The sequence below is a fragment of the Bosea sp. ANAM02 genome (assembly GCF_011764485.1).
In the GTDB taxonomy this organism is placed as follows: Bacteria; Pseudomonadota; Alphaproteobacteria; order Rhizobiales; family Beijerinckiaceae; genus Allobosea.
Window position 1 is genome coordinate 599,324 of record NZ_AP022848.1, and the last position, 24,394, is coordinate 623,717.

At 64.8% G+C, this 24,394-nt stretch carries 22 protein-coding genes and 1 tRNA gene; 12 read left to right on the forward strand and 11 right to left on the reverse strand.

What is annotated here, in order from left to right; all coding sequences use genetic code 11:
* Positions 1-15 precede the first annotated feature (15 nt).
* Positions 16-351 (forward strand): DUF1330 domain-containing protein, encoded by a 336-nt coding sequence (locus tag OCUBac02_RS02900; RefSeq protein WP_047573048.1) that lies wholly within the window; start codon positions 16-18, stop codon positions 349-351.
* 6 nt (positions 352-357) lie between these two features.
* Here the strand turns inward: OCUBac02_RS02900 and aroB are convergent, their stop codons facing one another.
* Together aroB and OCUBac02_RS02910 are read right to left on the reverse strand one after the other, a co-directional pair.
* Entirely contained in the window at positions 358-1,497 is a 1,140-nt protein-coding gene (aroB, locus tag OCUBac02_RS02905) for a 3-dehydroquinate synthase (protein ID WP_173043377.1), read from the reverse strand.
* Complete coding sequence (locus OCUBac02_RS02910) at positions 1,494-2,093, reverse strand: shikimate kinase (RefSeq protein ID WP_173043378.1); 600 nt, start codon at positions 2,091-2,093, stop codon at positions 1,494-1,496. The genes aroB and OCUBac02_RS02910 overlap by 4 nt, the downstream gene beginning before the upstream one ends.
* Positions 2,094-2,399: 306 nt before the next feature.
* On the opposite strand from OCUBac02_RS02910, the gene OCUBac02_RS02915 reads away from it, so the two are divergent.
* Together OCUBac02_RS02915 and OCUBac02_RS02920 are read left to right on the forward strand one after the other, a co-directional pair.
* The gene (locus tag OCUBac02_RS02915) at positions 2,400-2,552 is read left to right on the forward strand and encodes a hypothetical protein (RefSeq protein ID WP_047573054.1); all 153 of its coding nucleotides are present in this window, start codon (positions 2,400-2,402) and stop codon (positions 2,550-2,552) included.
* A gap of 78 nt (positions 2,553-2,630) precedes the next feature.
* Positions 2,631-3,560 carry a site-specific tyrosine recombinase XerD gene (locus tag OCUBac02_RS02920; RefSeq protein ID WP_173043379.1) on the forward strand — a complete coding sequence of 310 codons (930 nt, stop codon included), beginning with the start codon at positions 2,631-2,633 and terminating at the stop codon, positions 3,558-3,560.
* 181 nt (positions 3,561-3,741) lie between these two features.
* On the opposite strand, the gene OCUBac02_RS02925 is transcribed toward OCUBac02_RS02920, so the two are convergent.
* Positions 3,742-4,440 carry a carbonic anhydrase gene (locus OCUBac02_RS02925; RefSeq protein ID WP_047573060.1) on the reverse strand — a complete coding sequence of 233 codons (699 nt, stop codon included), beginning with the start codon at positions 4,438-4,440 and terminating at the stop codon, positions 3,742-3,744.
* A gap of 251 nt (positions 4,441-4,691) precedes the next feature.
* On the opposite strand from OCUBac02_RS02925, the gene OCUBac02_RS02930 reads away from it, so the two are divergent.
* Together OCUBac02_RS02930 and OCUBac02_RS02935 are read left to right on the forward strand one after the other, a co-directional pair.
* Complete coding sequence (locus OCUBac02_RS02930; RefSeq protein ID WP_173043380.1) at positions 4,692-6,185, forward strand: amidase; 1,494 nt, start codon at positions 4,692-4,694, stop codon at positions 6,183-6,185.
* A gap of 43 nt (positions 6,186-6,228) precedes the next feature.
* Positions 6,229-7,812 carry an ABC transporter substrate-binding protein gene (locus OCUBac02_RS02935; RefSeq protein WP_173043381.1) on the forward strand — a complete coding sequence of 528 codons (1,584 nt, stop codon included), beginning with the start codon at positions 6,229-6,231 and terminating at the stop codon, positions 7,810-7,812.
* Between the two features lie 214 nt (positions 7,813-8,026).
* Here OCUBac02_RS02935 and OCUBac02_RS02940 read toward each other — a convergent pair whose 3' ends face one another.
* Both OCUBac02_RS02940 and OCUBac02_RS02945 read right to left on the reverse strand, forming a co-directional pair.
* Entirely contained in the window at positions 8,027-9,622 is a 1,596-nt protein-coding gene (locus OCUBac02_RS02940) for a gamma-glutamyltransferase (protein ID WP_173043382.1), read from the reverse strand.
* Positions 9,623-9,779: 157 nt separating this feature from the next.
* Entirely contained in the window at positions 9,780-10,070 is a 291-nt protein-coding gene (locus OCUBac02_RS02945) for a YggT family protein (protein ID WP_047573508.1), read from the reverse strand.
* Between the two features lie 119 nt (positions 10,071-10,189).
* On the opposite strand from OCUBac02_RS02945, the gene OCUBac02_RS02950 reads away from it, so the two are divergent.
* Positions 10,190-10,265: transfer RNA gene (locus OCUBac02_RS02950), tRNA-Ala, on the forward strand.
* 109 nt (positions 10,266-10,374) lie between these two features.
* Here the strand turns inward: OCUBac02_RS02950 and OCUBac02_RS02955 are convergent.
* A protein-coding gene (locus OCUBac02_RS02955) for an IS3 family transposase (RefSeq protein WP_173043383.1) occupies positions 10,375-11,522 on the reverse strand; the annotation gives its coding sequence in 2 pieces (ribosomal slippage) (positions 10,375-11,273 and positions 11,273-11,522; 1,149 coding nt in all).
* Positions 11,523-11,596: 74 nt separating this feature from the next.
* Between OCUBac02_RS02955 and OCUBac02_RS02960 the strand changes: the two genes are divergently transcribed.
* Positions 11,597-12,124 (forward strand): hypothetical protein, encoded by a 528-nt coding sequence (locus OCUBac02_RS02960; protein ID WP_173043384.1) that lies wholly within the window; start codon positions 11,597-11,599, stop codon positions 12,122-12,124.
* Between the two features lie 2 nt (positions 12,125-12,126).
* Here the strand turns inward: OCUBac02_RS02960 and OCUBac02_RS02965 are convergent, their stop codons facing one another.
* The 5 genes from OCUBac02_RS02965 to OCUBac02_RS02985 form a co-directional block, all read right to left on the reverse strand.
* Positions 12,127-15,828 carry a DEAD/DEAH box helicase gene (locus OCUBac02_RS02965; RefSeq protein WP_173043385.1) on the reverse strand — a complete coding sequence of 1,234 codons (3,702 nt, stop codon included), beginning with the start codon at positions 15,826-15,828 and terminating at the stop codon, positions 12,127-12,129.
* 210 nt (positions 15,829-16,038) lie between these two features.
* On the reverse strand, positions 16,039-17,322 hold the full coding sequence (locus tag OCUBac02_RS02970) for a relaxase/mobilization nuclease domain-containing protein (RefSeq protein ID WP_173043386.1): 1,284 nt from the start codon (positions 17,320-17,322) through the stop codon (positions 16,039-16,041).
* Entirely contained in the window at positions 17,312-17,722 is a 411-nt protein-coding gene (locus OCUBac02_RS02975; RefSeq protein WP_173043387.1) for a hypothetical protein, read from the reverse strand. Before OCUBac02_RS02975 ends, OCUBac02_RS02970 begins: the two co-directional genes overlap by 11 nt.
* 57 nt (positions 17,723-17,779) lie before the next feature.
* Positions 17,780-18,091, reverse strand: a complete 312-nt coding sequence (locus tag OCUBac02_RS02980; protein WP_173043388.1) for a hypothetical protein — start codon at positions 18,089-18,091, stop codon at positions 17,780-17,782.
* Positions 18,092-18,125: 34 nt separating this feature from the next.
* Positions 18,126-18,809 carry a GntR family transcriptional regulator gene (locus OCUBac02_RS02985; RefSeq protein WP_197933305.1) on the reverse strand — a complete coding sequence of 228 codons (684 nt, stop codon included), beginning with the start codon at positions 18,807-18,809 and terminating at the stop codon, positions 18,126-18,128.
* A 318-nt stretch (positions 18,810-19,127) separates the two neighbouring features.
* Here OCUBac02_RS02985 and OCUBac02_RS02990 point away from each other — a divergent pair, with 318 nt between their 5' ends.
* The 5 genes from OCUBac02_RS02990 to OCUBac02_RS03010 are packed head-to-tail and all read left to right on the forward strand — an operon-like array spanning position 19,128 to position 24,394.
* A complete protein-coding gene (locus OCUBac02_RS02990) occupies positions 19,128-20,660 on the forward strand; it encodes an ABC transporter substrate-binding protein (RefSeq protein WP_173043389.1) in 1,533 nt (510 codons plus the stop codon).
* Positions 20,657-21,613 carry an ABC transporter permease gene (locus OCUBac02_RS02995; RefSeq protein ID WP_173043390.1) on the forward strand — a complete coding sequence of 319 codons (957 nt, stop codon included), beginning with the start codon at positions 20,657-20,659 and terminating at the stop codon, positions 21,611-21,613. Before OCUBac02_RS02990 ends, OCUBac02_RS02995 begins: the two co-directional genes overlap by 4 nt.
* Positions 21,610-22,428, forward strand: a complete 819-nt coding sequence (locus OCUBac02_RS03000) for an ABC transporter permease (RefSeq protein WP_047573514.1) — start codon at positions 21,610-21,612, stop codon at positions 22,426-22,428. The genes OCUBac02_RS02995 and OCUBac02_RS03000 overlap by 4 nt, the downstream gene beginning before the upstream one ends.
* 31 nt (positions 22,429-22,459) lie before the next feature.
* Complete coding sequence (locus tag OCUBac02_RS03005) at positions 22,460-23,284, forward strand: creatininase family protein (protein ID WP_173043391.1); 825 nt, start codon at positions 22,460-22,462, stop codon at positions 23,282-23,284.
* Positions 23,285-23,338: 54 nt separating this feature from the next.
* Positions 23,339-24,394, forward strand: a complete 1,056-nt coding sequence (locus tag OCUBac02_RS03010) for an extracellular solute-binding protein (protein ID WP_173043392.1) — start codon at positions 23,339-23,341, stop codon at positions 24,392-24,394.

Consider the following 24,394-nt stretch of genomic DNA (forward strand, 5'->3'; position numbering starts at 1 on the left):
TCGCAGGAGAGACTCATGACCGCCTATGCAATCGCCCATCTGCAGGATGTCCGGCTCGGCCCGGAGATCGTCGATTACATCGCGCGCATTGACGACACGCTCGCGCCCTATGACGGCCGGTTCCTGATCCATGGCGTGACGCCAGAGATCGTCGAGGGGCCGTGGCCGGGCGATCTCGTGGTCATCGCCTTTCCGGATATGGAGCGGGCGCGAAACTGGTACGATTCGCCGGCCTATCGTGCGATCCTGCCGCTCAGGACCGAGAATTCGCGCGGTGTCACGATGCTCGTGAAGGGCGTCGAACCCGGCTATCGCGCGACCGATTTTCTGCAGAAAGCCGGGCTGGCCTGATCTTGCTCAGGCCGCCAATTCGGCCTCGATGAAAGCGCGCACCTCGTCGGCCGCCACGCCGGGCGCAATGAAGCTCTTGCCGATGCCGCGGGCGAGGATGAAGGTCAGGACGCCGCGTTTGACCTTCTTGTCCTGCGCCATGGCGTTGACGATTTCCTCGGCGCTGCCGGCCCCGCCCGGCACCTGCTGCAGGCGGCCGGGCAGGCCGACATGGTCGAGATGGCGCGATACGCGGATGGCGTCCTGACCCGAACAGAGCCCCAGCCGCTGCGAGAAGCGGAAAGCCAGCGCCAGGCCGATCGCGACGGCCTCGCCATGGACGAGGCGAGCGGAATCGTAATTTGTCAACCGCTCCAGCGCATGGGCGAAGGTATGGCCGAGATTGAGCAGGGCGCGGTCGCCCTCCTCACGCTCGTCGCGGGCGACGATCGCCGCCTTGGCGCGGCAGGAGACGGCGACGGCATGGTCGCGCTCCGGGCCGCCGGCGATGACGCGGCTCCAGTTCGCCTCGCACCAGTCGAAGAAGCCGGGATCGTCGATCAGCCCGTATTTCACCACCTCGGCATAGCCGGCCTTGAACTCGCGCTCGCTCAGGGTGTCCAAAAGTGCGGTGTCGGCGATGACGAGCGCGGGCTGGTGGAAAGCCCCGATCAGGTTCTTGCCGTGCGGCGAGTTGATGCCGGTCTTGCCGCCGACCGAGGAATCGACCTGGGCGAGGAGCGTGGTCGGCACCTGCACGAAACGCACGCCGCGGCGCAGGACGGCCGCCGCGAAGCCGGTGAGATCGCCGACGACGCCGCCGCCGAAGGCGATGACGAGGTCGTTGCGTTCGATCTTCGCCGCGAGCAGCGCGTCGCAGAGCGCGACGAACTGGACATAGGACTTCGAAGCTTCGCCCGGCGGGATGGTGATGCGGGTCGCGGCGATGCCTTCCTGCTGAAGGCAGGTCTCGAAGGCGGCGCCATGCAGGCTGGCGACGCTCTCGTCGGTGACAAGCGCCGCCTTGGCGCTTGGCGCGAAGGCCGCGATCAGGGCCGCGGCCTCGCAGAGCTGGTGGCGGCCGATATGGATGTCGTAGCCGCGGCCTTCGAGCGCGACGGGGACGACGATGCGGGCGCCGGTCTTCTCGGGGGAGGGGGCGTTCATGGCGTCGTCGCTCCGGCTGCCGGCCCGAGATAGTCCCCCAATGCGGCGATGGTTTCGCCGACCACGACTTCGTGAGGCTCGTCGTTCGACTGGATGGTGATGTCGGCCAGCGCGTAGACCGGCTCGCGCTCGGCCAGCATCCGGCGCAGCGTCGCCTCGGGATCGGCGGTCTGGAGCAGCGGCCGGTTCGAGCGCTTGCGGACGCGGCGCATCAGCACGTCGGGCTCGGCCTTGAGCCAGACCGAAATGCCGAGCTCCTTCACCCGGGCGCGGGTTTCGGCATTCATGAAAGCGCCGCCGCCGGTCGCCAGCACGAGCGGGGCGCGGGTCGCGAGCACGCGGGCGATGACGCGACGCTCGCCCTCGCGGAACTCGGTCTCGCCGCGCTGCGCGAATATCTCCGGGATCGTCATATGCGCGGCCATCTCGATCTCGGTATCGGCATCGACGAAAGGCAGGCCCAGCCGCGCGGCCAGCCGGCGGCCGACCGAACTCTTGCCGGAGCCCATCATGCCGACGAGCACGACCGCACGCTGGCCGATGATGCTGCGCAGATCGGTCGTGTCGGAAGCGGCGATGGAAACGGCGGCTGTCATGGCGATCTTCAGTCCTCGGCACGGCTGTAGCACCGGGCGACCGCTGCGTCATGCCCTTGTCATGCGGTTTGCACGAGAGCCGGTCCGTGCTTCTTCCAAACGCGGAATGTCTCTCGCCCTTGCTCTGATCGCACCTTTTTCCCGCTCGCAGCTTCGGTTCCCCAAGGCGAACCGGCACCGTCTCGGTGGGAAAATGCTCCGGTCTGTGGCCCGACTGCCCTTGCGCCACCCCGTGGCGATCGGGGATAAGGGCGGTCGCGTGCCAGGATCGCGCGTTCCACAAACGATTGCGAGAGTCCGCCAGACGTGCCGACGCTGTTCCGTTTTCTGGCCTTCATCGCGGTCATCGCCGGGTTGATCTTCGGGGGCATGATCGCGCTCGTGACCTTCGTCGAACCGGTGAAGCGCGAGATGATCGAGATCGTTCCGCCTTCCAAGCTGCAGCCGAAGGGCTTCTAGATCATTGTTATCGCATCGGATTTGTCCGAAGAGCGGATTCCACGTTTCGGTCCGATGCCATAAGAGGACGGGGGCTTTATGAGCCGGCTGGCGCGCCAGCGCTTGAACGCTTTCCTCGACATGCTCGCCGCCGAGCGCGGCGCGGCGCGCAACACGCTCGACGCCTACGAGCGCGATATCGCGGATTACCTCGAATATCTCGGCAGCAAGGCGCCTGGCGATGCCACGTCGGAGGATATTCGCGGCTGGCTTGCGGATATCGCGGCGCGCGGGCTCAAGGCCTCCTCGGCGGCGCGGCGGCTTTCGGCCGTGCGCCAGTTCCACCGCTTCCTCTATACGGAGGGGCTCGCAGGCACCGACCCTTCCGCCGCGATCTCGGGGCCGAGGCTGGGCCGACCTCTGCCCAAAGTCGTGACGGTCGGGGATGTCGACCGCCTGATGGAGGCTGCGCGGACGGCTTGCGTCCAGGAGGGGATATCGACGGCGACAAGGCTCAAGGCGCTTCGCATGCGCTGCCTGGTCGAGATGCTCTATGCCACGGGCCTGCGCGTTTCCGAGCTGATCGCCTTGCCCTTGTCGGCTGCGACGACGCGGGAGCGCTTCCTGATCGTGCGCGGCAAGGGCGACAAGGAACGATTGGTGCCGCTGAACGATGCGGCGCGGCAGGCAGCGCGTGAATGGCTGGAGGCCCTGAGAGAGGCCGGTGCGGCGGACGGCCGCTGGCTGTTCCCGTCGGAGGGCGAGAGCGGACACCTGACCCGGCAGGTCTTCGCCAGGGATCTCAAGTCACTGGCCGGTGCGGCGGGGCTCTCAGTCGCGGCCCTGAGCCCGCACGTCCTGCGTCATGCCTTCGCCAGCCATCTCTTGCAGAACGGCGCCGATCTCAGGGTCGTGCAGGAGCTTCTGGGCCATGCCGATATCGCGACGACCCAGATCTACACCCATGTCCTCGACGAGCGCCTGAAGAGCATGGTGCGCGATCTCCATCCCCTCGCGGATGGGGAGTGAGGCAGGATGTCATCCCGCATGCGCCGCGGCACGCAGTGCCGCTGCGCGGACGCGGGACCGTCACCCGGAAAAAGCGCCCTCGGGCAGGGTGCCCCGCTTGAAAGGGCCCCTCGCGCCATGCGGTCCCGTGTCTGCGCAGCGGCATGCCATGCCGCAGCGCGCACGGGATGACGCGCTGAGTTCAGGCCTCGGAGCAGCGGATCTGCTGGACGCGCTTGGGCATCTCGCCGACGGCGGGAATGAACTGGCCGGTCGCGTTGTCGAGGATCATCAAAACGCCGGTGGCGACGGCGAAATAGGCGCCGTGCAGGTGCAGCTTGCCCTTGCTTTCGAGGATCTGCACGCAAGGGAAGCTGCGCAGGTTCGCGAGCGACTGCTGGATGGAGGCCAGCTCCAGCCGCTGCAGATAGTCCTCGAAGCTCTCGTTGCGCCCGCGTCCACCAGTGCGTTCGGCGGCGGGCGAGATCAGCGTGATCCATTTGCCGATGAAGTCACCCGGCGAGAGCGCCTGCTGGCTGTCGTCGGCGAAGGCGCGAATGCCGCCGCAGCGGCCATGGCCGAGCACGACGATGTGCTTCACCTTGAGTGCCTGAACGGCGTATTCGAGCGCCGCCGAAGTGCCGTGAAGCTGGTCGTCCGGCTGGAAGGGCGGCACGAGATTGGCGATGTTGCGCGCGACGAACATCTCGCCCGGCCTCGCATCGAAGATGACCTCCGGCGAAACGCGCGAGTCGCAACAGCCGATCAGCATGATCTGCGGCGTCTGGCCGTTCTCGCCGAGCTCTTCGTAGCGGCTCTGCTCTCGGATGAAACGATCGTCGAGGAAGGCGCGGTAGCCTTCCGTCAGGCGCTGCGGGAATGGCTCTGCAGGCTTGTCCATGGCCTCTCTCGAACAGGAATCCGACGGTTTCGTCAAGTCGATGTTGCGGTGCGACATCGCTCGACCCGTCCGCCTGCCTTTGCCCGGGGTGCCTTCGGGAAGGCCAGCGGAGCGCTCACGAACCCGCGCAGCGGGCGGGGGGCGCATGCGCCGCCGGGTCATGGACATCTCGAACCCGTCGCCTAGTCTGCGAGGATTGCCCCGCGCGGCATGGCGCTTGCGTGGGACTGAGCGCAACGGAGTGACCTGCCTTGACCGAACCCTGCGACCTCAGCGCCGTTGCCGCGCGCGCCCTCATCGGTGCCAAGAAGCTTTCCGCCCGCGAACTGCTCGACAGCTGCATCCGTCGCATGGACGCGATCGATCCGGCGGTGAACGCGATGGTTGCGCGCGACGACGACAAGGCGCGCAAGGATGCGCTTGCGGCCGACGAGGCGACGGCGCGCGGCGATGCGCTCGGGCCCCTGCACGGCCTGCCGATCGGCATCAAGGACCTCGAGAACACGGCCGGCCTGCGCACGACCTATGGCAGCGCGCTCTATCGCGATTTCGTGCCGAAGGAAGACCAGCTCATCGTCGCCTCGGTGCGCAAGGCGGGCGCGATCATCGCTGGCAAGACCAACACGCCGGAATGGGGTGCCGGTGCCAATACCCGCAACGCCGTCTATGGCGCGACCGGAAACCCGTTCGATCCTTCGAAGAGCGCGGCCGGCTCGTCGGGCGGCTCGGGCGTCGTGCTGGCGACCAACATGGTGCCGCTCGCGACCGGCTCCGATACCGGCGGTTCTCTGCGCAACCCGGCCGCCTTCAACGGCATCGTCGGGTTCCGCCCGACGCCCGGCCTCGTGCCGAGCGAGAAGCGCCAGCTCGGCTGGTCGCCGCTGCCGGTGCTGGGCCCGATGGCGCGCAACCTGCCCGATCTCTGCCTGCTGCTCTCGACCATGGTCTCCGACGACCGGGCCGACCCGCTGGCGACCACCATCCCCGGCCGGACCGTGCGGCGGCCGGGGGATTTCGCCCGACCCGACGCGATCGATCTCGCCTCGCTCAAAGTGGCCCTCACTCCCGATTTCGGCTTCGCCCCGACCGAGCGCCTGATCCGCGACACGTTCTTCGACAAGACGAAGGCCTTCAGCCATCTCTTCCGCGCCGCCGAGGAGGCGACGCCGGATTGCGAGGGTACGGACGAGGTCTTCGAGATCCTGCGCGCGAGCAATTTCCTCGCCGCGCATCTCGACAAGGTGCGCGACACGCCGGACATGGTCGGACCCAACGTCCGCGCCAATGTCGAGGAGGGCTTGGGCTATTCGGCGCTGGACGTCACGCGCGCGATGAAGCAGCAGACGGTGATCTACCAGCGCTGGCAGCGCTTCTTCGACGATCATGACGTCATCCTGTCGCCGGCGGTGACGCTGAGCCCGCGGCCCTGGACCGAGCTGTTCCCGTCGGAGATCGACGGCAAGCCGACGCGGACCTATTTCCACTGGCTGGCGGCGGCCTATGCCGTCACCATCGTCGGCCATCCCGCAATCTCGCTGCCGGTCGGGCTCGACCGCAACGGCATGCCTTTCGGCCTCCAGATCGTCGGTCCGCGCGGCGGCGACGCCAAGGTGCTGGCGGTGGCGGCCGCTCTTGAAGCGGCGCTCGCGGGCGATCCGCTGACGGCGCGCCCGGTCCCGGACCTGGCCAAGCTCGCCAGGGCGAGGCCGCTCAGCGAGAGCCCGAACTTCATGGGTTTCGCCTGAGCACAGACCTGCATTCCAGACCGATCACAATGGGGAGATACGGATGAAACGTCGTGATTTTCTGATGGGGACGGCCGCGCTGGGCCTTGCCGGACCGGCCCTGCCGGGGCCGGCCGCGGCGCAAGCCAGCGCGACGCTGATGAAGTTCGTGCCCCAGGCCAACCTGTCCGCGCTGGACCCGGTCTGGACCACCGCAACCGTCACCAACAACCACGGCTATTACGTCTTCGACATGCTCTACGGGGCGGACGAGAACCTGAAGCCGCAGCCGCAGATGGCGGAGGGGCACGAGGTCTCGGCCGACGGCAAGACCTGGCGCATCAAGCTGCGCGAGGGGCTGAGCTTCCATGACGGCACGCCGGTCAAGGCGGCCGACTGCGCTGCGAGCCTGAAGCGCTGGACGCAGCGCGACCCCTATGGCCAGTTGCTCGGCCGGGCGGTGGAGGACTGGGACGCGCCGGACGAGCGCACCGTGGAAATCAAGCTCAAGCGCCCCTTCCCGATGATGCTGGACTGCCTGGCGAAGTCCGACCAGCCGCCGGTCATCATGCCGGAGCGCCTGGCCAGGACCGATGCGAACACGCAGGTCACCGAGGTGATCGGCTCGGGCCCCTACAAGTTCGTGGCCTCGGGCTATGTTTCCGGCAGCAAGGTCGTCTACGAGAAATTCGAGGGCTACAAGCCGAGAGCCGAACCGCCCAGCCGCAATGCCGGCGGCAAGGTCGCGCATTTCCAGCGGATCGAATGGAACGTCCTGCCCGATCCGGCGACCGCGGCGGCGGCCCTGACCACCGGCGAGGTCGACTGGTGGGAACGCCCCCTCACCGACCTGCAGCCGATGCTGGCCGGCAACAAGGAGATCAAGCAGGAGGTCATCGACAAGGCCGGGCGCGGCGCGATCATCCGCCTCAACCATCTGCAGGCGCCCTTCAACAATCCGAAGATACGCGCGGCCGTGCGCATGGCGGTGAAGCAGGAAGATTATATGCGCGCCGCCCAGGGCGACGACACGTCGCTCTGGCAGACCTGCCGCAGCCTGTGGTGGCGCGGCACGGCCTATTACGACGGCGAACAGGAAGACCTGATGCCGCAGAGCCTGGAGAAGGCGAAGGCGGCCCTCAAGGAATCCGGCTATAACGGCGAGAAGGTCGTTATCATCAACCCGACCGATTTCCCCGATATCGGTCCGCTCGGCGAGGTTACCTTCGAACTGCTCAAGCAGCTCGGCATGAATGTCGAGATGGCGGCGAGCGACTGGGGCACCGTCGTGCAGCGCCGCGGCAGCCGTGAATCGACCGACAAGGGCGGCTGGAGCATTTTCCACACCACGGGATCGGCCACCGGATGGGGAAATCCGGCGCAATCCTCGCTGGTTCGCGGGCAAGGCGAGAAGGGCTGGTTCGGCTGGTGGAAGAACGACAAGGCCGAGGCCTTGGCCGAGGAATGGCTCTATGCGCCGGACGAAGCGGCGCAGAAGAAGAGCGCCAAGGCGCTGGCGCGACTGGCTCTCGAGGAAGTCGCGACCATCCCGCTCGGCCAGTTCCTCAGCCGTACCGCCTATCGCAGGGACATCACCGGCATGCTGCCCGGCTCGGCTCCCTATCCATGGGGCATCAAGCGCGGCTGATTCTGACGCATGCTGCGTTTGACGGAAACGCGTGTCATCCCGGCCGGAGCGCAGCGAAGAGCCGGGATCCATGCCTGAACCTCGACGGGAAGCGCTCCGGCATGGATTCCGGGTCTCCCTGCGGTCGCCCGGAATGACGGTGTGTTTCCGCGTAGAATCAGCAGGCCCCGGACTTAATGTGAGAGGGCGGCCGTACTGGCCGCCCTTTTTTGTTTCAACGTGCCGCGGCCACGGCGGCCGACCAGGGCGAGGCGGCGTCGCTCGACCCTTCCGCGCCGTTCCTGTCGACACGGACGAAGTTCGGGCAGGCGAAGTTGATCGGCAGCACGCTGTGCTCGACGATCGCGGTCGGCCCCGCCGCTTCCAGAGCGGCGAGGGTCTCGGCCGGCAGGCGCAGGTCAGCGCTGGCGGAATCGGGACCGGAGACGTCGATGCGCGGCTGATGCGCCGTCGCCTCGGTGCCCATGCCGAAATCGAGCTGCCAGGCCAGCGTCTGGTAGATGCTGGCGAGGATGCGGCGTCCGCCGGAGGAGCCCATCGCCTGGCGTGGCCAGCCACCATCCTTCGGCGTGACCACGACCGGGCACATGTTGCACAGCGGGCGGGCGCCGGGCGCGATCGCATTGGCGCTGCCGGGACGCGGATCGAACCACATCATGCCGTTGTTCATCAGCACGCCGGTCGAGGGCAGCACGACGCGGCTGCCCATCGAGGAGAGCAGCGTGGTGGTGACGGTGACGAGATTGCCCGCGCCATCGACCACGGTGAGATGGGTCGTGCAGGTATCGCCCGGCTCCTTGGCCGTGACGGCGGCGCCGAGGCCGTCGAGCCTTTCCCTGTAGGCTTCGCGCATCACGCGCGAGAGCTGCGCGAACCAGGCGGCCGAGGGGCCTGTGCCGTCGAGCGGGGCATCGGCCATGCCGGCGACCACGCGCTCCAGGGTCGGCGCTGCCGTCAGTCCACCGGCCGTATGGACGAGGTGGCTGCCGCGCCAGTCGATGGTCGGGGCGTCGCGGAGCGCGGCCTTGCAATTGGCCAGGTCCTGCGCATCGACCACGCCGCCCGCCGCGGCGATATCCGCCACGAGGCGGCTCGCGATATCGCCGCGATAGAAATCGTCGAGCCCGGCCTGGGCCAGCCGCTCGATCGTGTCGCCGAGCTGGCCGAGCTTCATGAAGCCCGGAATGCCCTGATAGGGCGGCACCGGCGGCAGGCCGCCCGGCAGGTAGATGCGCGCGCTTTCCGCATAGAGCCGCAGCACCGAGGCCGAGGAGGCGATCTTCAGCGTCGTGTACCAGTCGGCCGGCAGGCCGCGCTTCGCCAGCGCGATGGCCGGCGCGAGGATGTCGGCGAGCGGCAGCTTGGAGCCGAAGGCCTCCTTGAGCTTGGCATAACCGGCGACGGAGGAGGGGGTGACGAAGGAGAGGGGGCCGTGGATGTTGCGGTCGTCGACCACCTCGGGCCAGGTGAAGAGATCCTTCTTCATCGCGCCGGTGAGGGGGTAGTCGGCGGGATCGGCGCGGCGCGGCGCGACCGGCCCGAAATCGACGACCTGCGCGCGGGCTTCGCCGGCCTTGAGCACGACCGCGAAGCCGATGCCGCCAAGCCCGCTGTTCCAGGGCTCGACCGCGGCCAACGCGAAGCAGGCGGCGACGGCGGCATCGGCGGCATTGCCGCCCTGCTCGAGGATCGCGGTGCCCGCTTCTGCCGCCTTGCGGCTCTGCGAGACGACGATGCCGTGCCGGCCGCGCGCGGCGGGTTTGGTCAAAGCCCAGTTCTGGCTGCGATAGGGGAGGGCGGCAGCGGCCATGCGGAAACCTCTAGGCGTTGGCGAGGCCGCCATACTGCATGGCGCCCGCCACGGCGTCGAATGCGTCGTGGCGGATCATGGGTCGCGCCCGGCGCAGGGCAGGCAGAGGATCTTCGAGGCTCCCTCGGGACACGGCGACGGTCCTGGCGCGGCTCGGTCAGAACACGTTCGGATAGATGTAGCGGATGATCACGCTCTGGATGAAATAGATGATCAGCAGCAGGATGATCGGCGAGATGTCGAGGCCACCCAGATTGGGCAGACGCTCGCGGATCGGCCGCAGCACGGGTTCGGTGACGCGATAGAGTGCGTCCCAGACGGTCGAGACGAACTGGTTGCGCGTATTGATGACGTTGAAGGCGATCAGCCAGCTCAGCACCGCCGAAGCGATCAGGATCCACACATAGATCTGCAGGGCGAGCAGAACCACGTCGAGAACGGCACGCATCGATGTTCCTCTTAGGCCTGTCCGGAAAGGTGACGCGGAATATCCCCTGCTCGCGCCAAAATCTCATGGCGGAAGTGATTGACATCCACGCGACGCACAGCCTAGAAGGCCAGCGCCTTGGGGCTGTAGCTCAGATGGGAGAGCGCTGCAATCGCACTGCAGAGGTCAGGGGTTCGAATCCCCTCAGCTCCACCAAGGCTTTTCGCTAAGTGATTGATTTAAGTCACGTTTTGCGAGGCCTTGGTGGGAATACCCCAAAAATTACCCTAACACTTGGCCTGCTGCCGGTTGTGTGGACGCTCAGTTAAGCTAATCCGGCCCTCTTTTCGAACTCGACCGGGCTGATGTCGCCGATGGTCGAGTGCCTTCGAACGGCATTGTAGAAGCGCTCGATGTAATCGAACACGTCGGCACGAGCATCGTCGCGTGTCCGGTATACCCTGCCTCTGATCCGCTCGGTTTTGAGCGAGGAGAAGAAGCTCTCCATCGCGGCATTGTCCCAGACGTTGCCCGAGCGGCTCATCGAGCAGGTGACGCCGTTGTCGGTCATGAGCTTCTGGAACTGCTCGCTGGCATACTGGCTGCCCTGGTCCGAATGGTGCAGCAGGGCATCCGGCTTTCCCCGACGCCAGATCGCCATCATCAGCGCATCGGTCACGAGCCCGGCGGTCATTTCGGCCTTCATCGACCAGCCCACCACCCGGCGCGAGAACAGGTCGATGACGGCTGCAACGTAAAGCCAACCTTCGGCGGTCCAGATGTAGGTAAAGTCGGCGATCCAGCGCTGGTTCGGCCGTTCGGCATGGAACTCCCGGCCGAGCGTATTCGGCGCGATGGCCGATCGCTGGCTCTCATCCCTGGGCAGGCTGCGCCGACGCGGCCTGGCACGCAAAGCCTGGGCACGCATCAGCCGCTCGATGCGATGCAGGCCGCAATCGATCCCTTCCGCCAGCACGTCCCGCCAGACACGCCTGGCACCATAGGTCCGATCCGAACCAAGGAAGCTGGCCCGGACCCGGGAGCCAATCTTCTCGTCGTCGCGTGCCCGCCGGCTCGGCGACCGGTTGAGCCAGGCATGAAAGCCCGAGCGCGACACATCCAGCGCTTCGCAAAGCCAAGCCACCGGCCAGATCCCCCGGTGCTTCGCAATGAACGTGAACCTCATGTCACGTCCTTCGCGAAGTAGGCTGCGGCCTTTTTTAGGATGGCGCGCTCCGCCTTGAGCTTGGCCACCTCCCGCCGCAGCTTCTCGATCTCAAGCTGCTCCGGCTTCATCTGACCGTGGCCGGGAAAGGCCTGCGCAGGATCGGCCGAAAAGAGCTTCACCCATTTGCGCAACTGGTTCTCGTGGACATCCAGATCCCGAGACGCCTGCGCCACGCTCACTCCGCGCTCCTTGATCAGGCGGACCGCCTCGATCTTGAACTCACGCCCAAACTGTCTTCGCCGCATACCCCACCTCCCGGTTCATGAAACACCCAATCTCGGTGTCCACGAAACCGGCAGCAGGCCACGTCGCGAGATTGATGTCTTATGCCATCCTTTTGAAGGCGCTCGACACGAGGGGGCTTTGGTCAATTGCGCGGGGACTGGCGCGCAAAGAGTCCGCTTACAAAAGCCATCTCGCCGCCTGCGACCTGAAGCGCCGCAACGATCTCGACGGGCGCGGCAGTCTCAGCGAGGAAGAGCTCGCGAAGTTCACGCACTTCTTCCTTGAATGCTGCATCGATCAGGTGGACTTTATGGAAGGGCTGATGAAGCCCGAGCGCCAGCGCGACCGCATCATGATCTGGACCGAAGAGCAGATGCGCGCAGACCTCCTGCCGCCGAAGTCCGATGTTGTTCTGAAAGCGCTGCTCTATCAGGGTTCGCTTGAGCGCGGCGAGGTTGCGGAGCTTTTGAATGCGAGCGATCGAACGGCACGGCGCACTACGTCTGCGCTGCTTGAAGCCGGCGTGATCAGTTCCGAAACAACGCGCAGTCCGTTGCTTCTTGCGTTTCCGGCAAGATATGCGGACCGGTGGATGCCGGGGCTGTTTCCACCGGAAGATTAGCGTTAGGCGCTGGCGGCCCATCCCGTCCCATTGCGTTTACCTTCCGCGATTTTGCCGACGATCGACTGATCCGAGAGATCATAAATCGCCCCCATCTGGCGTATACGCAGCCCGAGCATCGTTTTGGATTCCGAGCAGATCGCTAGATGCTTCTTTGAAGGCGAAAGCAGGGCGGCTTCGATGCGTGGCTTTCCGCCTTTCAACGCAATGGCCATACGATCGCCGATGCGAGCCCACAGCCCTTCTTCATCGGCGGTACGCCGCGTGCCGTCGAGCATCTCGACAAGCGGCTTCAAACGCGGCGGTCCCTCCTTCGTGACAAATTCAGTGTGGACCGGAAGACCTGTCAGGGCGCAGGCGCGAATGTCGAGCGGATGAACCCGCTTTCCGCTCCATAGGCATGTTTCGACCTCGGATGGCAGGCAGAATTGACCGGAGGAGGACTGAACTGCCTCTGACCGCAACACGCGCGCCTGCGAGATGCTGCTCATCGCGAGCTGATCCTTCAAGGCGCGCTTGCCTGACGCGGCGCATGTACCGAGTTCCGAAGGCAAGACACGTTTGCCCGTCGCGTCACAGCTCACGAGGATACCGGGCCGAACCTTCTTGCCTGTGCTCGCGCACGTTTCCGCTTCGACAAGAGCAATAAGCTGCCGCGTCTCGTGGCAGGTCGTGAACTCGTTTCGATGGCCGACCTTTCCTGAAACACCGGAACGCGCCTCTTGATCGGTGCGATAGGCTTTTCCGGAAATCTCGCTGACCGACAATTCAGTCTTCAGCAGGTCGGCCTGGCTGAACAGACACCTGCCAAAATGCTCCGGCTCCGCGCGCTTTCCGCTGAACGCGGATGTCTTGAGCAGCTTCTTGGCAACTTGCTGACCGGAAATGTGCGATTGTTCCAATTCGTCGAGCAGCGCGCGCTTCCCGCTCAGAGAGCAGATGCCCGTAAGATCGCTCAGCGCCTTACGCCCGCTTACCTCGGAAGACACCAACAGGTGCTTCAGCACCTGCATCTTCGAGCTATCGCATTCGGCCAGGCAAGCAATCGGCGCTGTTTGGCCGGTTTTCGCGCATTTTCCCGTCTGTGGCGCATTGAGGATTTGCCCCGTGCTCGGACGGACAACGAATTCAGACTCATACAATCCGCCTGACGGAAATGTATAACGACCACGCAGCGCTACATCCCGTTTGACTGCGCCTTTCAGACCGACGAGTGTCATGTCCAAACGCGGCGTGAAATCATCTTCGAGCTTCTTGCGCTTGCGCTCGTCCGTACCGGCCGCCTTCACTTCGACAGCGCCGCGTTCGAGATAGAAGCGCGAGAATTCGGCAATACCGTCATCCTGGGCGCCGGCTGCGCGAAGCTTGTCCGTATCGATCCCAAGCGTTTTGACGTCTTGGATCAAATGCTCCGGTGCAGACAGGCCGCTCGCATCGGCAGGATCGGCAGTGTGATCGCTCTCAATACAGTTGCATGAGACCAACCGTTCGTAGCTGTCATGTGCCGTGGTCGCGCGAACCCGCAAAAGGGCTTCCCCGCTGAACGATCGGGTCACTCTCGCGACACGGGCACCAGCAAGCTGCGCCCCCAGACCGTCCGCCCAATTCCTCACAATGGACTCAGAGGTCGGGCCAGGATCTAGGTCGCCGTCCCGAACATCATGCACCCCCGATTCTGAAATACGCTTGATCAAGCGCTGAAGCGCCGGAGATTGCGGCGCATAAAGGCTAACGCGCCTGTCTTGCGAGATGCCCTCTTCGAAGACGATGAACTCCTGCCGGCCTTTCTCTTCCGCCAAAAACAGACCAGGGCGTTGCTGCGATACGGTGGCGCCCAGCATGCGGAGTGCCGAGAGCGTGAATTCTCGAAGATTCATCGTGCGCTCAAGCGGGGGCAAGGTTGGAGCGCGCGGGCCAACATAGCCGGCGCCATCCATGCCCCCCAGAATCGAATTGATATTGGCTTCTTCGCGCGCAAGCTCCTGCTTGGCGTTCTCGATGCTCTGCTCCTTCAGGCGGACATCCTCGTCGACATCCTTCCCAGCGAGCGCTGCCAGCACGAGATCGAGGATGCGATCCTCAAATGTCGAGGCTGCGTCGTCATCGCGGTCGCCCACATCCGAGCCCTGCAACAGTGATTCAATATCGCCGATGGCATGTGAAGCCATCTGCAATTTCTCCATCAAGCGCCCGACGATGTACTCCTCGAACGTGCCTTTGAGCGTGATGTTGAAAATGCTGACATGCTCAAATTTCGAACCAAGACGCTGCACGCGCCCGATACGCTGCTCCACGATCATCGGGTTCCACGGGAGGTCGTAATTGACGAGCACGTTGGCGATCTGAAGGTTCACACCTTCCGAACCGGCTTCCGTTGACACGATAACCCGGCATGCTGGCGGTTCCTGCTTGAAGCGCGCGATGGTTTCCTGATTGCGCAAGCCCGAATCGCCATTGATCAGGCCGACAGTCAGACCGTTGCTCTCCAGGAAATTTTGGATGGTCGTTTGCGTTTCACGACGAGTGGTGAAAACGACAAGCCGCCAATCGCCGGGATTGTTCTTTTTCAGCTGATCGATCAGCACGCCAAGCCCAGCCAGCTTTGCGCTCGGCGGCATACGCTTCACGATGCCACTGACGATCTGTGACAGTTCCTGCGGCACCGTTCCCTTGCGCGCCATGTTGATCAGCTGCGCAGGGAGTGCGTCCGGGCTGCTCGACAGTGCCTGTAGAATGCTGATCTGCGCCAAGCGATTCATCTTTTGGATCGGCTTAGCGATCGCATTGATCAAATCGATTTCCATCGGCGTCGGTTGAACGCGATGCATCTGTACAAAGCGCTCTGGAAATGAGAGCTGCGCATCACCACGCCGAACGCGTGACATATAGCCGTAGACGATGGAGCGGAATTCATCGCGCGCAGACTCTTTGAGCTGGCGCGCTTTCTCCTTGTCGTCGGCGATAAACCGGCGGGCGAACATGCCGGGCGTTCCAAACGGATTTTCGTGACCGCGCGCGACCGTCAGGAGGTCGATCAAGGAGTAGAGATCCCAAAGCCGGTTCTGGATCGGTGTTGCCGTCAGCATCAGCACGAAGCGGAAGCGCCGAGCTTGAAGCGCTTTTTGAAAGGTTACAGCGACCTGAGGTGCCTTCTCCGTGCCAAACAGGTTCCGGAGCTTGTGGGCCTCGTCCAGAATGAGCATCTGGAAACGGTCTTCGGGGAGCCGGTCCAGATAAAGCCGCGCAGAATTATATGTCGTGATGACCGCGCCGGTATCGCCAGGATCAGCAGATAACAGTTCCCTGCCGGTGGCGACGACACACGGGACGTCGAATTTCGTCTCCAGCTCCTCTTTCCACTGCGGACACAGCACTTTGGGACAAACGATCAGGATTTTCGATAGGCGGGACCGTGCGATTAATTCACTGATGACAAGCCCGGCGCTGATCGTTTTACCAAGACCAACATCATCGGCCAGAAGCGTTACCGGCAATCGTCGGCAGAAGGTGATGAGATTGCTGACTTGGTGGTGATATGGATCGAGGCGCTCTTTCCAGCGCTGTGTCGACTTAAAGTCATCGGCGCTTTCAATGACGATGGGGTCGGTCAAATCCCATTCAAGGCCGGCGCGATATATATCGTAATCTTGATCTTTCGTCTGACGACTGAGGATCTTCGATTGGAATTTTGAGGCTGTCTGCATCTACGTCTCGGCCGGTCCCCTTTTTGTAAAGTAGGATGCAGTTTTGCCCGCTATGGTTCAAGAAGAATCGAAAGGACACGCTGAGGCTGAGGCCAGAAGCCTGCCCTCCCTTCGGGCAATGCAGCATTCGCGCTGAAACGGCTCCGCATCTCGGTGCTTATCTACCTGTTTTACAAGTGAAAATCATCTTGAAACGCGTATGGCTGACTATCAGGGAGCCAAGTGACGGGCACGGCGTGGACGTTGTTTCATCGATACCTGCTCGTAGGGATCTGTGCGTTGAGCTCTCTGCGCATGTCGCTGCGGCGTGCATTGAAACTCCGCAAGTTGGCCATCCAACCGCTGTTCGTGTGCGCGAACCTGGCGATGAAGCGTACGACGCTCTTCCAGGTGGCGATCAATAAGGGCTTGCCGCTCAGCAGCATCCCGCTCGGCACGGGCCGCTGCCTCCACTTCATTCTGACGACGGATCTGAGCATGGCGACCGGTGATCCGATCCCAGATGCTCTTCAACAGGCTTTTGCTGAAACGCTCGTACCGCGCACGGGCTTCCTGTACCTGCCGCGCAGCCAGCAGCTCCATTTGAAACTTGCGTTCATGGCGCTGCCAGCCGACCAGCTTCCGCTTTTGCTCCAGAAGGCCGAGGCGCGCCTCGTCGAACTCGGCCTTCGCTTCGAAGGCAAAGCGCCTGAACTTTGCACCCACCTTCTCGGCCAGTGTCGCCTTTACCTCGCCAACGCCGGAAAATGCCGCAGGATCGCCGATGCGCGCATTCACTTCTTTGGTTTTGACGTCCGCCCATCGCGCGATCGCGTAAACCTCGCCCAGATGGTCGACCGCTACGAAGGCCCGTCGATCACCGCGCGCGACGTAGTACCCGCGCGCCTCCAAGGCCTGCACGAACGCTTTGCCTGAATCTGAAATTGCCCAGCAATCCTGAAAAATCGCCTTGATGGTCTTTGGGTCGCGGCTGATGCGCTTGGCCTGCTGCCATTCCTCGCGTGAGAAATTCAGCGGGTTGCGCTCCTCGCTGTTCACGAGGCCTCGCGGCATCTTCCAGCCGTGCTCGATGAACAGTTCCCGCGTCAGATCACGCAGCTTCATCTTGAAGTGCGGCATGTTCACCGCGCGCATCTCGTTAGCCTTGATGCGCGACCACACGCAATGGGCATGACGACGGCCGTTCTTCTCATGAAAGACGATGACGCGAGGCTGACCCGACAGGCCAAGTTTTTCTTCCGTCGCAGCAATCGCACGCTCGAAATCCCGAACCGCCGCGGTTTCGCCTTCCGGTGGATTGAAGCTGCACGAGAAAAGGAATTGAGGGCAGCGCGTCCCCTTGCTGATGGCGTAGGCTTCCCGAAAAGCACTCTCGACATCTTCGCCGATGAAGCCACGTACTTCGTGGACATGCACATGATCGTTCTCGTCATCGCGCATGAGATGCACGGCCAGAGCTTTTCCGCCGGCACGCTGCGACGCCTTAATGATCATCAGCGCCTCTCTCGATCAGGCCGAGTGCAACCATGAGCTTCCGGCGAATATCGAGGATGGCGCTGCTGTCAGATTGAAGAGCGGCTTCCGTATCCGGAGTTATCGGCAGCGCTCCGACACGCGCGGCATGAAGCATTTCGCGGAGCATGGGGCCGAGATCGGATTGACCGAGCATCGCCAGGACATGGGCAAGCTGACGGGAATCCGCTTTCGGTTCCTGCCAGCGGCGAGGGCGGTTCTCGCCATTGAGAAGACGCGTGCGAATGTGCTCGCCCAGCGTCCGCTTCCCCGCTTCCGCGACGAGACGGCTCCGCTCCTCTTCCGTAAGCCGGATGGAGACGGGTCGTGTCGGTTCTTTGCGCGGTATCTGCTTCCCATTTCCCCGCTCTCCGAGGTCCATGTCCTGCCGTTTCCGGACAGGCACCAGGCAAATAGCTTCCCGCGCCCTGATCGAAGATCAGAGTTCAAATTTCGGAGGCTGTTTGGGCTTGATGCCGGTCGCTTGAAATAGCAAGGCAAGCGGGTTGAGGGTCAGCTCCACCAGGCCCGACGTAAGTCGTTGATCTCCCGAAAAACTGTTTGATTGCAGCGTCTTGGCGCCCCAGCCGCTATGCTCGTGACCTGCGTCGGCATGCGAACCGATGGTGGGCGATCCGAGCATGTTCGGCTTCGCGGGAGCACAAGGGGCTACGCGCGCACGTTTGCCGTCGTCGTGGGCCACCGCATGCTCGCTTGATGCGATGCCGTGTGCCCAGGCGAGCGCCGCCATGTCGCCAAGGCCGTATTCTCCCTCGATCCAGGTGTCAGAGTTCGCCTGCCTGCTCCGGCAGGCGCGAGGTCACGCCGACGATCGGGCGCAGGTGCTGCTCGAGAATCGCCAGCGCCTTCTCCTCGTCCCATTCGGAGAGGGCGGCGATCAGGGCGTGATGCTCCTTGCTGATGCGGGTGACGCGGCTCGGATCGGTGTTGATCGCGGTCATCGCCACGCGCTGCTGGCGAGCGCCGAGCGACTGGTAGAGCTCGGACAGCACGACATTGCCGACCGCGGCGATCATCACGAAATGGAACTCGCGGTTGAGCTCGACGCGGTTGAAATAGTCGCCCTGCGGCAGTCGCTCCAGCTCAGCCAGAATCGCGTGCATGTCGGCAGGGAGCGGCAGTTCCTCGCGGCAGATGCGGCGGATGGCATGGCCCTCGATCATGCGCCGGGCCTCGTAGAGGTCGAGCAGTTCCTGCGCCGTGACCTGCCGGACGAGCGCGCCGCGGCGCGGCAGCAGGTCGATGAAGCGCTCGGCCTCAAGGCGATGAAAGGCCTCGCGGACCGGCGTGCGCGAAACGCCCAGCGCCGAGGAGATCTCCTCCTCCTCGATGAAGCAGCCGCCGAGGAAGCGGCCGCGCAGGATCTGCTCGCGCACATAGAGATAGACCCGTTCCCGGGTCGGCTTCCCGCGCAAGGCAGCCATCTCGTCCTGTTCGATCATGGCCATCGACATCGCGCCCCTTTCGCTCTTCCATAGGGCTTTCGAGAGTAGACAACAAAAAATCCGCCACGTATACATGACGCATCAAGAGCGCGGCTCATCTGTTCGTCTACAGTGAAGCCGTGCCGGGGAACCGCATGACCGTGCACGCCGCCACTGCGACAGAGAGCCGGAATCCGGGCCGTTCGGCCGGGCATGACCGGTCTTGTCGGCATGCTGGCGCGGTTATTGCTCGCATCCGCCCGGCTCCGCCCTTCCCGCCATCGGGACGCGACAGGCCCTAGGGCCAGCGGACAGCCGGACCCAGCAGCAGAGGATCAGCCGATGACCATCTCTCGCCGTTCCGTCCTTGGTGCCGGTCTTGCCGGTCCGCTGCTGGCCTCGCCCTTCCTGCTCAGTCCCGCGCGAGCGCAACGCGCCGCCGGGATCATCCGCTACGGCCTCTCGGCCTTTCCGCCGAACCTGCAGCCCTGGGTCTCCACGGGGGCCTCGGCCGGCACGGTGAAGATGCTGATCAACCGCAGCCTCGTCTCCTACGATTCCAAGGGCGAGCTGCGCGGCGAGCTGGCGGAATCCTGGTCGCGCGATGCCGAGGGCGCCTGGGTCTTCAAGTTGCGGAAGGGCTGTGTCTTCCACAATGGCGAGCCGGTCACGGCCGATGATGTGAAATGGTCGATCGAGCAGATCGCCGGCGAGAAATCGACCGCCTATATGCGCACGCAGTTCCAGCAGATCGAGCGGATCGAAATCCCCGACCAGCAGACGGTGCGCCTCGTCACCAAGGGGGCGCAGGCGACGCTGCCGACCTGGTTCGCCAATTACAACACCTTCGTCATCTGGCGGAAGTCGAGCCCGAGCGAGCCGATCGGCGCCGGTCCCTTCCGCCTCGTCGGGCAGGAGCGCGGCACCTCGCTGGAGCTTGCCGCCTTCGATAAGTTCTACAAGCCGGGCATTCCCAAGGCCAAGGGCATCAAGTTCGTCGTCTATGCCGACGAGAACCTGCGCAACGCGGCGCTGATGTCGGGCGATGTCGACATGATCGAATATGTGCCGTGGCAGTCGATGGCGGCGGTGCAGGCCGATCCGCGCCTCAAGCTCGACACGCAGGAGGGGCCGTTCATGGACGTGCTCTTCAACGGCACCAAGCCGCCCTTCAACGATCCGCGCGTGCGCCGGGCCGTGGCGCATGCGGTCAAGCGCGAGGATATCGTCAAGGTCGCTTTCTTCGGGCGCGGCAAGCCGCTCGAAGGCGTGCCGATCGTCGAGGGCACGCCCTGGTACGACAAGGAGCTCGCGCATGGCTGGAACTACGATCCCGCCCGTTCGAAGGCGCTGCTCGCGGAAGCCGGCTTCGCCGACGGTTTCCAGACCACGCTGCTCGCGACCGCGCAGTTCGGCATGCACAAGGATACAGCCGAGATCGTCCAGCAATATCTCGCTGCGATCGGCATCCAGGCGGAATTGCAGCTGCCGGACTGGTCGACCCGCGTCAGCCGCGGATCGCGTGGCCAGTACGACATGGCGATCCACGGCGTGTCCTCGGACAATAACGACCCCGACGGCCTGACCGTGGTGCTCGACACCTCGCTTTCGCCGACGCATGGCCGCTCCTTCAAGGTCGAGGCGCCGCGCACGATCGCGGCGCTGGCGAAGGGGCGGGCGGAGTTCGACCAGGCCAAGCGCGTCGAGATCTACAAGGAGATGCAGCGTGCGGCGCTCGAGGAGGTGCCGCTGGTCGGCCTGGCCTGGCGCCAGCAGGGCTACGGCATGGACAAGGGCATACAGGGTTTCACCAACCTGCCCGGCGCACTCTCGACCTCCTCCGGCAACATGCTCGAGGAGACGTATTTCGGATGAGCGCGGCCTGGCTCGGACGGCGGCTGTTCCTGACCCTGGTGATGGCCTGGGTCGTCGCGACGATCGTGTTCCTGGCGCTGCACATGGTGCCGGGAGATCCGGCCGAGCTCCTGCTGTCCACCTCCGGTGCGATGCCCGACCCGGCGACGGTGCAGGAACTGCGCGAGAAGCTCGGGCTCGACCGGCCGATCCTGGTCCAGTACGGCCAGTTCCTGGCGGGACTGGCACGCGGCGATCTCGGCGCCTCGCTGGTCGACGATTATCCGGTCGTGAAGGAAATCGCGCTCAGGCTGCCGCGCACGCTGGAGTTGATCCTGGCGGGGACTGTGATCGCGGTTGTGATCGGCGTGCCCGCCGGCGTCTATGCGGCGGTCCATCGCGGCGGCGCCTTCGACCGTGCCGCCTCCTGGATTACCGCGCTGCTTCTCGCGGTGCCGGTCTTCGTCGTCGGGACACTCCTGATCCTGCTGCTGGCGCAGACGCTGCGCCTGATGCCGGCCGGCGGCTTCGTGCCCTTCAGCCAGGATCCGGGCCAGCATCTCAAGCTCCTGGCCCTGCCGGCCGTCGCGATCGCCAAGGGCCTCGCCGCCGTGCTGTTCCGCATGACGCGGGCGGCGACGCTGGACGCGCTCGCCCATGACTATGTCCGCACGGCGCGCGCCAAGGGGCTGGCGCCCAAGCGGGTGCTGATCGTCCACGTTCTGCGCAATGCGCTGAACCCGGTCGTCACCGTGCTCGGCCTGCAGATGGGCACGCTGCTCGGCGGTACGGTCCTCGTCGAATACGTCTTCAACTGGCCGGGGATGTCGACGCCGCTGCTGCGCGCCGTCGAGGGGCGCGATTATCCGATGGTGGTCGGCATCATCCTGACGATCTCGGTGCTGTTCCTGCTCATCAATCTGCTCGTCGAGCTGCTGCACGCGGCGATCGATCCAAGGGTGCAGCACGGATGAAGCGGCGCGGCGTCCATCGGCTCTTCCTGCCCGGCGGCATCGTGGCTGCGATCCTGCTCCTTGCGATCGCGGCGCCGCTGCTGCCGCTGCCCGATCCGATCCGGCAGGACGTGGCGCGGCGGCTCGCCGGGCCGATGTCGGGCTCCTGGCTCGGGCGCGACGAATTCGGCCGCGACGTGCTCTCGCGTCTGGTCTGGGGCGCCCGCACCAGCCTTTCGGTCGCCTTCGTCTCGGCAAGCTTCGCAGGGCTCGTCGGCATCACGCTCGGCCTGATCGGCGGCTGGGCCAGGAGCTGGGGCGCCTTTCTCACGGTGCGCAGCGTCGAGATCATCATGTGCTTCCCGCCGGTGCTGCTGGCGCTGCTGGTGGTGACGCTGCTCGGCCCCGGCGCCGGAACGCTGATCCTCGTGCTTTCGGTGCTTTACCTGCCCGGTTTCGCGCGCGTGACCTATGCCGAGGTGCTGGCGGTGAAGGGGCGCGACTATGTCGAGGCGACGCGGGCGCTCGGCGCGACGCCGTCGCATCTGCTCTTCCGCACCGTCCTGCCCAATATCGCGGGCCCGCTGCTGGTGCAGTTCTCGCTCGCCGTCGCCGCCGCCGTGGTGATCGAGAGCGGCCTGTCCTTCCTGGGACTGGGCGTCGTGCCGCCGGCCCCGTCCTGGGGGCTGATGATCCGCGGCGCGCGCTCGACCATGGAGCAGGCCCCCCTGCTGCTGCTCTGGCCCTGCGCCGTGCTGACGCTCACCATCCTCGCCATGAACCTGCTCTGCGACGCGTTGCGCGACGTTCTCGACCCGCGCACCAGCGAGCGTTGACCAACAAGCCTATCCAAGGAAGGACCACGCCATGGCCACCAAGACCGACCCGCTCGTCCATATGGGCACCATCACGGGGGGCGAGGCGCGCGAGCTGCTGAAGTCCAACCCCGTCATCCTGCTGCCGATGGGCAGCCATGAGGACCAGGGTCCCCATGCGCCGATGGGCGATTACCTGCTGGCCGAGAAGATCGCCGAGCTCGCCGCGCTGCAGGCGAGCAAGGCCGGCACGCGCACGCTGGTCGCGCCGGTCCTGCCCTATGGCGGCGCCGACTGGTTCGGCCCGATGGTCGGCGGCATCGCGATCTCGCAGAGCACGCTGACCGCGGTGATCGCCGAGATGGTCGACTCGCTGCATCGCAACGGCCTGACCCGGATCATCGTGATCAACGGCCATGGCGGCAATGTCGGGCCGATCTCGGAGGTGGCGCGCGAGCTCTACCAGCGCGAGCGCATCGTGCTGCCGAGCCTTTATCTCTGGCGCATCGCCTATGGCATGCTGCCGGGCATCGTCGGCGCCGAAACCTCGGCGAAGGTCTCCGGTCATGGCGCCGATCCGCTGACCAGCCTCGGCCTGCATCTCTTCCCCGAGCTGATCCGCAAGGACTTCATCCCGGCCGGCAAGCCGATGAAGCGCGATCCGTTGCTCGACCTGCCCTTCACGGGCCTCGGCACCGCGAGCTTCGACGGCGCCGAGGTCGGGATGCCCAACGAATATGACGAGGTCTACCATGCCGGTGTCGGCAAGGGCGATCCGACGCTCTGCTCGGCCGAGACGGGCGTGAAGCTGGCGGAGAAGCTGACCGATGTCTGCGCCCGCTTCATCGCTCATTTCGCGTCCAAGGTCCCGGCCTGAGCCGATCTTTCTTCAACCGAGCCGCCCGAGGCGGCGCCACAGCAGGAGGTTCCCATGCTTACCCGCCGCCTCGTCATCCAGTCCGGCCTCGCGACCATCGCGATGCCGGCCGTCCTGCGGGCACAGTCGCTCTCGGGGCAGATCACCCTGATGGCCTATTCCGGCATCTTCCAGGACAACTATACCAAGGCGGTGGTCGAGCCGTTTCTCCAGGCTCATCCCGGCGTGAAGGTGAACTACGTGCCGGGGGGCTCCTCGGCCCAGATGGTCGGCAGCGTCCGGGCGCAGAAGGCCGATCCGCAGACCGACGTGGTGATCATGGACGTCACCACGTCCAGCATCGGCAATCTCGAAGGCCTGTTCGAAAAGCTCAGCCCCTCCGACTTCCCGGTGCTGAACGAGCTTCTGCCCGAGGCGCGCGCTGCCGGCGGCGAGTTCGGCCCGGCCGTGACCTTCGATCATCTCGTCCTCGTGCAGGATGCCACGCTCAAGCCCCAACTGGCCAAGCTCGCCGATCTCTGGCGGCCGGATCTCAAGGGCCATATCGCGCTCTCCGCGCCGCCCAATATCCAGGGCCTGGCGCTGACCGCCATGACCGAGAAGATGGAAGGCGGCGACTATCGCAAGTCGATCGACGCCGCGATGAAGAAGCTGAAGGAGCTCGCGCCCGGCGTGACCACTTTCGAGCCGAACCCCGACGGCTACTCTCTAATCCTGAACGGGGTGGCGAAGGTCGCGACCGGCTGGAACGCGCGCGCCCAGCTCTATTCCGACCAGACCGGCGGCAAGATCAATGCGCTGCTGCCGCCGGAGGGCTCGGTCTTCCAGATCAACACGATCAACCTCACCGCCGGCTCGAAGAACCGCGCCGCCGCCGCGGCCTTCGTCGCCCATGCGCTGTCGCAGGGGGCACAGAAGGCCTTTACCGAGCGGATGTTCTACGCCCCGACCAACGGCAAGGCGCAGATCGACGACAAGGCGCTGTCACGCACGGCGGCCTCGCCCGAGAACCGTGCGCGCATGATCGGTGTCAATTGGACCGAGATCCTGAAGGTGCGCGACCAGTGGAACAACCGCTGGCGGCGCGAGGTCATCGCGGCGGCACGCTGA